The sequence below is a fragment of the Ruegeria sp. BHSB058 genome (assembly GCF_059613285.1).
In genome coordinates this window covers 59,953-70,183 of sequence record NZ_JBXWSF010000012.1, presented here as the reverse complement: position 1 = coordinate 70,183, position 10,231 = coordinate 59,953, and the positions used below count along the sequence as shown (strand labels likewise).

General features: G+C 60.6%; 9 protein-coding genes. 1 reads left to right on the top strand and 8 read right to left on the bottom strand.

Annotation, left to right across the window (positions count from 1 at the left end; all coding sequences use genetic code 11):
- From AC2FNB_RS05255 to AC2FNB_RS05225, 7 genes are all read right to left on the bottom strand, one after another.
- Positions 1-1,323 (bottom strand): efflux RND transporter permease subunit (locus AC2FNB_RS05255; protein ID WP_496744910.1); only part of this gene is annotated, 1,323 nt, incomplete at its 3' end.
- A gap of 3 nt (positions 1,324-1,326) precedes the next feature.
- Positions 1,327-2,427 carry an efflux RND transporter periplasmic adaptor subunit gene (locus AC2FNB_RS05250; protein ID WP_496744908.1) on the bottom strand — a complete coding sequence of 367 codons (1,101 nt, stop codon included), beginning with the start codon at positions 2,425-2,427 and terminating at the stop codon, positions 1,327-1,329.
- Positions 2,428-2,742: 315 nt separating this feature from the next.
- Positions 2,743-4,461, bottom strand: coding sequence for a methionine--tRNA ligase (metG, locus tag AC2FNB_RS05245; RefSeq protein ID WP_496744906.1), 1,719 nt, complete (start codon positions 4,459-4,461; stop codon positions 2,743-2,745).
- A 115-nt stretch (positions 4,462-4,576) separates the two neighbouring features.
- The gene (locus AC2FNB_RS05240; RefSeq protein WP_480748120.1) at positions 4,577-5,800 is read right to left on the bottom strand and encodes an MFS transporter; all 1,224 of its coding nucleotides are present in this window, start codon (positions 5,798-5,800) and stop codon (positions 4,577-4,579) included.
- A gap of 81 nt (positions 5,801-5,881) precedes the next feature.
- Entirely contained in the window at positions 5,882-6,481 is a 600-nt protein-coding gene (locus AC2FNB_RS05235; protein WP_496744904.1) for a YceI family protein, read from the bottom strand.
- Positions 6,478-7,692 carry an MFS transporter gene (locus AC2FNB_RS05230; RefSeq protein WP_480748122.1) on the bottom strand — a complete coding sequence of 405 codons (1,215 nt, stop codon included), beginning with the start codon at positions 7,690-7,692 and terminating at the stop codon, positions 6,478-6,480. The genes AC2FNB_RS05235 and AC2FNB_RS05230 overlap by 4 nt, the downstream gene beginning before the upstream one ends.
- Before the next feature lie 59 nt (positions 7,693-7,751).
- Positions 7,752-8,372, bottom strand: coding sequence for an ImuA family protein (locus AC2FNB_RS05225; RefSeq protein ID WP_496744902.1), 621 nt, complete (start codon positions 8,370-8,372; stop codon positions 7,752-7,754).
- A gap of 191 nt (positions 8,373-8,563) precedes the next feature.
- On the opposite strand from AC2FNB_RS05225, the gene AC2FNB_RS05220 reads away from it, so the two are divergent.
- Positions 8,564-9,487, top strand: coding sequence for a sulfotransferase domain-containing protein (locus tag AC2FNB_RS05220; protein WP_496744900.1), 924 nt, complete (start codon positions 8,564-8,566; stop codon positions 9,485-9,487).
- On the opposite strand, the gene AC2FNB_RS05215 is transcribed toward AC2FNB_RS05220, so the two are convergent.
- The gene (locus AC2FNB_RS05215; protein ID WP_496744898.1) at positions 9,463-10,227 is read right to left on the bottom strand and encodes an ArsR/SmtB family transcription factor; all 765 of its coding nucleotides are present in this window, start codon (positions 10,225-10,227) and stop codon (positions 9,463-9,465) included. The genes AC2FNB_RS05220 and AC2FNB_RS05215 overlap by 25 nt on opposite strands.
- Positions 10,228-10,231 lie beyond the last annotated feature (4 nt).

Here is a 10,231-nt window from a genome sequence, read left to right as displayed (position 1 = left end):
GGTGATCTGGCCCATCGCCTTGCGGGTGGCCTCGGGCGGGCTCAGTCCTTCTTCGGCTATGATGCGTTCGACATTTTCGACCACGACGATGGCATCATCCACGACGATCCCGATGGCTAGAACCAGCGCAAAAAGCGAGATCGTGTTGAGCGACATGCCAAACGCCAGCAGAAACGCGAACGTTCCGATCAGTGAAACCGGGATGGCCACCGCCGGTATGATCGTTGCCCTGAATGAGCCGAGAAAAATGAAAACGACTGAAATCACCAGAATGAAGGTCAGGATCAGGGTTGACACAACGTCGTTCAGAGATTGCTCGACGAAATCCGTCGTCTTGAACGGAATCTCGTATTCCAGATCAGCCGGAAAGGCGCGGGACAGGCGTTCCAGTTCCGTCTCCACCCGTTCCGCGACGGCCAGGGCATTTGCACCGGGGGCCTGATAGATGCCCAGAACGGTCGCGGGAAGCCCCTGATAGTATCCCGACGCGCTGTAGAATTGTGCCCCCAGCTCAACGCGGGCGATGTCCCTGACGCGCACGATGGCACCGGCTTCACCAGTTCTGACAACGATGTTGCCGAACTCTTCGGGGGTGCTCAGCCGCCCCTTCGACTTGATCGTGTATTGAAAGGTCTGCCCCTCCGGGACGGGGGGCGAGCCGATGGAACCGGCCGAGACTTCGATGTTCTGTTCCCGGATTGCGGCAATAAGGTCTCCGGGCGTGATCGAAAGCGCCGCCATCTTGTCCGGGTTCATCCACATGCGCATGGCGTATTCAAGATTGGTCAGAACATCGGCCTTGCCCACGCCCTGAATCCGCGCCAGCGCGTCCTTGAGGTTGATCGAGGCATAGTTTGACAGAAACACGCTGTCATAGGTTTCGTTGGGCGATGTCAGCGTGACCGCCATCAGCATGTTGGTCGAGGCCTTTTGCGTGACAACGCCCGACGATGTCACTTCGGCCGGCAACGAGGCGATGGCCTGTGCCACCCGGTTTTGCACGTTGACCGAGGCGATGTCGGGGTCGGTGCCAACTTCGAAAGTGACGTTCAGGGAATATGATCCGTTGTCCGCCGAGGTCGACGTCATATAGATCATGTCGTCCACCCCGTTGACCTGCGCCTCGATCGGCGCCGCAACGGCGTTTTCGACGGTTTCCGCGTTTGCGCCTGTATAGTTGGCGGATACACTCACGACCGGGGGGGTGATGTCGGGAAACTGCGCAACCGGCAGAACCATATACCCGATGCCCCCCATGATCGTCAGCACCAGCGAAATGACAAGCGCCAGCTTGGGCCGGCTTATGAACAAGGCTGAGAACATCGCTTATTCCCCGCCCGACTCGGATGCCACCACGGCATCGACCGCAACGCCCGGGCGAACCCGCTGCAGGCCTTCGACAATCACGCTTTCGCCTTCGCGCAGGCCATCCAGAACGATGATCGCGCTGCCCACGGTGTCACCGGTGGTGATATAGCGCTGTTCGACCATCTGCTTGTCGTTGACCACCAGAACGAAATCGCCACGCTGGTCCCGTTGCAGGGCCGCCTGTGGAATGAGAGTGCGCAATGTAGGTTCCAGCGCCTGAATACGCACATTCAGGTAAGCGCCATCCACGATCAGGCGAGACGAATTTTCGAATTCCGCGCGAACCAGCACCGCGCCTGTCAGGGGATCGATCCTGTTGTCGATGAAAACGATCCGCCCGGTCTCATCCAGTTCGGACCCGTTTGGAAGATCGACATGGACTTCGGGGCTTTTGGGGTTTTCGCTCAACGTGCCACTGGATTCGTCGAACTTTTCAAGGACATCGACCAGTTGCTTTTCATTCAAAGAGAAGCTGACGTAAATCGGGGCTTCGCGGACCAAGGTGACCAATGGAGGGTTGTTTGGGCCCACGACATCACCCACGCTTGTTGTTACGCGGCCCAGTCGGCCGGGAAATGGGGCGCTGATCTTGGTATAACTCAGATCAAGTTCGGCTTGCTGGATCGCTGCCTTGGCCGCCTTGACGGCCGCCTCTGCGACCAGCTCGTTCGCTTTGGCGATGTCGACCTCGGATTCCGGAACAGCCTCGCGCTTCAACAACTCCGATTTCCGTGCCAGATCGACCCTTGCCAGTTCCAGATTGGCATCGGCCTTGTCCAGATCGGCCTTTCGCGACTGCAATGTCGCCTCGTAAAGATCCGGTTCGATTTCGAACAGCAACTCGCCTTTCTCGACCGCCGAACCGTCCTCCACCAACTGCTTTTGCAAAAAGCCGTTAACCCGGGCAACGATGTCGACCTTGTCGATGGCTTCGCCCCGGCCAATGAACTCCGCCTCATCGACGATCTCCTCGCTGTAAGCCGCCGCGATGGAAACTTTTGGTGCTTGTGCCTGTTCGTCCTGTTGCGACAGGGCCGACCCGGCTAGCGCACAAGTCATCAAGGCACCAATCCAAAGGCCTCGTGACGCAGGGCCGCCGTTGGTGAAAGAAAGTGGCGAAGCAAATGGCATTCCGGGGCCTCGTTGTCTGTTCGTTAAAAGTGATAGGATTGCCTGGCACGAGGCCAAGCCGAATAGAATCCATGTCAGGATGACGGCATTCTCGCGATTTCTCAAGTCAACCTTGCCCGACTGATCATTGAAACGTCAGGGAAAACCGGAAACTTGAGGATGACGGCACAAAAAAAGCCCCGGCACAACGCCGGGGCTCTTATCTCGTCCAGATATGTCGAATGAGACCTTCTGCTAGGCCCGTCAGTCGCGCTGGCCCGAAAAACGGGTCTGCCAATCTTCGCGTTGCTCGTCGGTGATCTTGGCGAACAGAACGTCAGGGACAGCGAACTCGTGGCCTGCAGGTAACGCGGTCAATGCCTGCGCCACGTCTTCGGGCCATGCGGTATCCAGCGTGTTCATGGCCGACAGCATCTTGGCGGCGCTGTGCGGAATGAACGGCGCGCTCAGAACCGCGTAGAGGCGGATCAGGTTCAGCCCCATACGCACCTGCGCGGCCGCCTGTTCCGGGTCCTCCTTGAAGGTCGACCAAGGGGCGGCGGCTTGCAGGTATTCGTTGCCTGCCACCCAGATTGCGCGCAATTCCTGCGCCGACTTGCGGACCTCCATCGCTTCCATATGGCCCTCATAGGCCCGCACGCGCGCGGTCAGGTCCGCAATCAACGCCTGTTCGCGCTCGCCATACGTGCCACCTGATGGTACCTCTTCGCCAAATTTCGAGCGGCAGAACTTGGTGATGCGGCTGACGAAATTGCCCAGAACATCCGCCAGATCCTTGTTCACCGACGCCTGAAAGTTTTCCCAGGTGAACTCGCTGTCGCTGCTTTCGGGCGCGTGACTCAACAGCCACCAGCGCCAGTAGTCGGCCGGCAGGATCTCCAGCGCCTGATCCATGAATACACCGCGCCCCTGGCTGGTCGAGAACTGACCACCGTCATAGTTCAGATAGTTGAACGATTTCAGGTGATCGACCAGTTTCCACGGCTCGCCACTCCCGAGGATGGTTGCCGGAAAGCTGAGTGTGTGGAAGGGCACGTTGTCCTTGCCCATGAACTGAACATAGCGCACGTCGTCGGCGCCCTTGTCGGTGCGCCACCAGCGCTCCCAGTCGGCATCCGCCCTGCCATTGGCCTCGGCCCATTCACCCGCACAGGCGATATATTCGATGGGCGCGTCGAACCAGACGTAAAAAACCTTGCCCTCCATGCCCGGCCAGTCCGCATCGCCCTTCCTGACCGGAATACCCCAGTCCAGATCGCGGGTGATGCCGCGATCCTGCAGCCCGTCGCCATCATGCAGCCATTTCTTGGCGATCGAGGTGGTCAGCACCGGCCAGTCGGTTTTGCCGTCGATCCACGCGTCCAGCTGATCCTTCATCGCCGACTGGCGCAGATACAGGTGCTTGGTCTCCCGCACCTCCAGATCGGTCGAGCCGGAAATCGCACTGCGCGGTTCGATCAGATCGGTCGGGTCCAGCTGCTTGGTGCAGTTCTCGCACTGGTCGCCGCGTGCGCGCTCATATCCGCAATTGGGGCAGGTGCCCTCGATATAGCGATCAGGCAGGAACCGGCCATCGGCATTGGAATAGACCTGTTTTTCGGTCACCTCGCGGATCAGCCCCGCCTCCGCCAGCTTGCCGGCGAAATGCTGGGTCAGCTTGTGGTTCTGCGGGCTGGAGGAGCGGCCGAAATGATCAAAGCTCAGGCCAAAGCGCTGGGCGATGTCGGATTGAACACCATGCATCTCGGCGCAATACTCCGCAACCGGCTGTCCGGCCTTTGCAGCGGCCAGTTCGGCCGGGGTGCCGTGTTCATCCGTGGCGCACAGGAACATGACCTCATTGCCCCGGCCGCGCTGATAGCGCGCGTAAAGATCGGCAGGCAGTTGCGAGCCGATCAGATTGCCGAGGTGCTTGATCCCGTTGATATAGGGGATCGCCGAGGTGATGAGAATCCGTGCCATAAGTCGTACCCGCGTATCTGTCTGCGCGACCGTCTAACCCATGTCGCCGCCCAGCAAAAGCCCGCATGGCGCAATGGGCGCGTTTCCTGCCCCCGGCACGGCAACCGGCCTGCAGTCATCCGTCTTCGCGTGACCGTTTCAGCAGGCGACCGACCGTAAATGAGGTGCGCGGAGAATAGACATAGTGCGTGCGGTCCTCGGGCGTCGGGCGGGCCCGCATCCGGGTCAGGCCAAATGCAATCAGGAACGCATGACCCAGGGCGACAAATGCAAACAAGGCGCTGGGGCCATAGGCCTCGATCAATGACGACGCCACATAGGGCGCGGCGATTGCCCCCAGAGCATAAAAGAACATCAGCGCAGCCGACAATTCGACACGTTGCTCGGATGTCGCAAAGTCATTCGCGTGCGCGGCCGAAACGGAGAATATCGGAAACGTCGTAAAGCCAAACAAACCGGCGGCAAGCATGACACCCACGGTGCCTGTATCGCTGGCCGCCATCGTGATGCCGCAACTGAAAACGGCGGCGACCGAAAGCCAGATCAGAACCCAACGGCGATCGTATTTGTCGGCAAGCCAGCCCATTGGGTATTGCGCCAGCGCTCCACCAAGGACGAACGAGGCCAGAAAAAAGGCGATCTGGTCGACGCCCAGGCCAACGCCCTGACCGTAAACCGGGCCGACCATCCGGAACGAAGCCGAGCTCAGCGCCGCCACGATCACCCCTGCCACCGCCAATGGCGAACAGTGCCAGGCCAGCTTGGGCCGCAAACGCGGCGCGTCCGGCGTTTCGGGTTGGGTGGCCTTGGTCAATGTCAGTGGCAACAATGCCGCGCAGCACAGGATCGCCAACAGGTTGTACGAAACATAGGACGCCGGCGGCAACACCGCGATGATCAACTGGGCGCTGAGCGACGCGCTCATATCGACAATGCGATAGATGCCGGTCGCGCGTCCACGCGTTTCGTTGGTGACCTTTGCATTCAGCCAGGCCTCGATCACCGTATAGCTGCCTGCAACACACATGCCCGAGGCGATCCGGAGCATGGCCCAGACATTCGGGTTTTGCGTCAGGGTATGCCCCAGTAACCCCATTGCGCCCATTGCGGTAAAGGCAGCGAAGGCGCGGGAATGGCCGACGCTCCCCATCAGGCGCGGCGCCCACCAGCAGCCAATGAAGAACCCAAAGAAATGGGCCGAACCCAAGAGACCGATCTGCTCGGTCGTGAAGTCAAGCGTCAGCCCGGAAATCGCATCAAGCGGGCCGACACCTCCGGTAGAGAGCTGCAACAGGATGACGGACAGAAAAAGGGCGGCAAAAGAAATGATCGTACGCATGGCCCCCCCAACATGACCACTCGGTTTTGCATTGCACGAAGTTTCTCGACTTTATGGTGTCGGTTTTGAACGATGGGAAGACTAGTTCGCGCGCTTGATTGTCGCTTTTATGTCCAGACTCACAATATCCGTCACCAGTTCAGGAAATCCGTCCGCCCCGAATGCGCTGCGGCTGAGTCGCCCAAGCAACTGGATGCTCAATTCGTCCAGATCGTCGGGTGAACTTCCCGCCTGACGATAAAGGTTTGCCTGCAAGGTCACCGGGCGTGTGACGCCGCGCAGGGTCAGGTTGCCCGTGACCCGCGCCCCGTCCGACAGTCTGCCGCCTTTGCCCAGTTCGATCCTTGTCGAAACGAAACGAATGTCTGGATGTTCGGCCGCATTCAGAACCTGTGTGCTCAGCATGGCATTGCGGGCAAATCCGAACATCGTCTTTGCGCCGGTGACATCGACCGTCACGTCAACCTGGCTGCGTGCGAGATTCTGCAGGTCGATCCGGATGTCGGCGGACCGAACCGGCATGGTTCCGAACTGGTTGGTCCCGGCCATGGTGAAATAGAACCCGACCTCCGATTGGCTTGGTTCCAGATCGTATCGTGTCTGGGCTGCAAAGGCGGCGGTAGGTATCATCAGGGCAGATCCTGTGAGCAGAAAACTGCGTCGCGAAAGACGCGGTTTCATGCCAGAACCTCTTGCCGCCGTGGGCGCGAGCGCATCAGCAGCATGATCATGATCACGATGTTCAGCCCGTTCCACGCGATTCCGTTGACAAAGGCCAACTGATAGCTTCCGGTCAGATCGTAGATCCAGCCGGACATCCAGCCGCCCAACGCCATGCCCAGGATCGTGACCATCATCACGAAACCCACGCGCGCGCCCGCTTCGCGCGGCGGCATGTATTCGCGCACGATGAGGGCGTAGCTGGGAACGATGCCGCCCTGCGACAGGCCGAACAACGCGCTGACCAGATAAAGCGAAACCAGCCCGTCGTAGGGCAGGAACAGGAACAGGGCGGTGCATTGAAGGACCGATCCAATCAATAACGTTCGGACGCCGCCCAGCTTGTCGGCGACAAGCCCCGAGATGACGCGGCTGACGACGCCGCCCAACAGCATCAGCGACAGCATCTCGGCACCCACGGCCGGGCCATAGCCCAGCCCGACGCAATAGGCGACGATGTGAACCTGCGGCATCGACATGGCAACGCAGCAGCCGATCCCGGCCAACCCCAGCACATATTGCAGCGCCCGTGGCGACAGCCCCGCGCTCTTGGCGTTGAGGCTTGCGGCACTGGCCGCCGTGTCATGGGCATCCAGCGGCAGCGGTTTGCGCAGCAAAAGCGACAGCGGGATCACCACCACCAACGTGATCCCCGCGAGGTTCAGATAAACCTGCTGCCAGCCGTGCTCGGCCAGGGTGCCGGCCAGCAGGGTGGGCCAGATTGCACCCGACAGATAGTTGCCGCTTGCCACCAGCGCCACCGCAATCCCACGCCGCCGGATGAACCAGTGCGATATATCGGCGATCAGGGGGCCAAACCCGATGGCTGTGCCCAACCCCAACAGCACATGCACCAGGGCCAGAATCGTCATCGAAGACGCCAGGGTGGCCAGACCATAGCTGATCGCGCTGAGGATGGCGGCTCCGATCAACGCTCGGGTGACGCCCAGCCTGTCGACCAGTTGCCCCAGCCACATATTGCCCAGCGCAAATCCGATCATGGTCAGCGTGTAAGGCAGCGAGGCTTCGGCCCGCCCGGCGCCGAACTGCGCCTCGATATCCGGCATCACCACGATGACGGCCCACATGCCGACATTGGCCACCGTGGCGATGGCCAGCGTGATCAGCAGTCGGAGCCAGGAATACCGGCTGTCGTGGATCGGGTGTGTCATGCGCGCACGCTAAGGAGCACGTGATCGTTTGACCAGTCACAAGTTTTGTTACCGAACGCTCAGCCTGTCGGGGGCTCGGCTCCGATGCGCTCAAGCTTCAGCTCCGCACGCGGTCCGGTCTGCGTGGCCAGCCATGAGACCGGGGGCAGGGCGCGGGCGCGGCGGCGGGTCAGGGTCCAGCGCCGGGTTGTGCCCTGATGTGCGGGGGCCATGTGCCAGCGCGTCTCGATCCCCTGCGCACCGCCCTCGCCGGGGGTCAGCAACAGCCCCAAAGGCGCCCGCCCCATGGCGCCGCCCTGTTCGGCGGCCAGATGCATCCGCCGCACCGGCGTCAGCCCCGGCGCTTCAGGCAGATCGCCGATGACCAGCGGCACCGCGCCACTGCGCAGCGCCTCTTCCATGCACCACAGCAGGTCATCGGCGCGCCCGGGCCGCACGAACAGGAACCGTGCCGGATCGGCGAAGGGCATCATCCCGTCGGGGTTCAGCTGATCGCTCTCCCACGCGGGCGAGATCCATAAAACCGGCCCCTGCATCCGCCCCGCCAGCCACAGGGCAAAGCTGCGCCGGGCCGGGCCGCAGGCCTCGTGCACGCGCGCCAGCGGCAGGGTGATCTGGGGATGCAGGCAAAGCCCCGGCACATCGCGCGCAGGCCTGCGGCTGAGAAGGTGAGTCGGCATGGGAACAGTTTACAGTGTTCCTTGTTTGTTCTCAATCGGGATGATCGTCCCAAAGCGACCTTTTGTTTGCCGGGCAGCCAAGCGCATGTAATCTGGCCCTGTTCCCGGCCGGATTTTCGCATCCCAAAGCGTCAGGAGCGGCAAGATGATGCCAGCACAATCGGATGGCCCGCCGACAGAGAGGTCAAAGAATGAATGATCCCAGCGACAATGCCACCTCCCCGCGCGGAAACCCGTGGATAGACCGTGAAATCCAGAAAAGGATCGGCTGGCGCGACGGGGACGTCGTGATTTCGGTGCCGCCGAAAAGCGGAACCACCTGGACAATGAACATTGTCTATCAGCTGTTCACCGGAGGCACGGCGGAGTTCCGGGACATCTACGAAGAAGTTCCGTGGATCGAACTGCTGGGATATCCCGGCCAGCCACATCAGGAGGTTCTGGAGCGTATCGACGCAATGCCAACCACGCGCCGCCGTGCATTCAAAACGCATTCCGCGCCGCCCAATATCCCCTTCATCGCTCAGGCGGCGGGACGCGACGTGAAATACATCGTGGTCTTTCGCAACCCTGAAGAGGCGCTGGTATCCTTCCGACCGTTCCTCGAAAAACTCTCGGACGACTGGCTCGACCTCTGGCAGCACCCAAGGGGCGCAGTATCCCGCCCGGACTTTCCGTCATTCTATTCCCAGATCATCGACCCGCGCGGAACACAAGGGGCCTTCTTTGGAACACTCGCAGCCTGGTGGCCACTCAGAAACGAGCGCAATGTCCTGCTCATCCACTTTTCCGACATGAAACGGGATCACAAAGGCTCGATCCGAAAAATTTCGGACTTTCTGGGCATCCATCCGAACGAAGATCAATGGTCAGGCATCATGGAATACACATCCTTCGCCTGGATGAAAAAGCACGAGGACAAGTTCGAGGCGCACACCGCCGGCAGGATTCCCATTCTCAAATCAGGTGCCATGATGCGAAAGGGCGAGGTGGGCAAAGCCCGGTCCGATGGCATGACCGATGAAATTTCCGCCCACCTGCGCGCCGTGGGAAACCGCATCTGCCCCGACGCCGCCGCCGTCAACTGGCTTTACAAAGGCGGCGGCATTCCCTGACCGGCAACCTTGGCAGCAGAACCCCGGATCTCGCCCGCAGGCCAAGCCGTTGCCCGCAGGCTCAGGCCGAATTCTACTCTGAACCCGTTACTGCCTTTCGGGGTGATGCTGGTTTTCCCTTGCGCAACATCGCGGCGTATCCAGTCACGCGCGATGAAACTCCGCATGAGTTCAGCACCAAGCGCGCCGCCGAGATGAGGTAGGTTTTCAACCCAATCGGGGCAAAAACTGACACTTCTGCGTGGCCCCCCAAGTACGGCTTGTGCATTCAGCCCAAATTCCACCATCCATTTGATTCCAGCGTCTTCCACCACAGGGCCCGACTCGGACAGCGCCACAAAACCACGCTGCATCAGATTTGCCGCGATGCCACATCCCAAACGCCCCGCTATGTGATCCATGCAAGGCCGGGCATGGACATGAACTTCACGCCAGTCGGGCACGCTCGGTCGGTTTGTCTCGGCGGCACGAACCAGCCCTTCGACGCTCTCCAGCATTTCGGCAACGGTTTCGCTGGCCAACCGAAAAAGGCGGGTTCTGCCTTTCTTGGTGACAGTGACAAGACCCGCCTCCACCAGTTTGGAAAGATGCTCACTGGCCGTGCTGTTCGCGACGCCGGCGATCAAGGCCAATTCTCCGGCGGAAATCGCTTCGTCCGCCTTCAGGGCATACATAAAATTCGCGCGGGCAGGTTCACCCAACAGCGAGCAGATTTCGGCAATCCGGTTAACACCATTCATATTT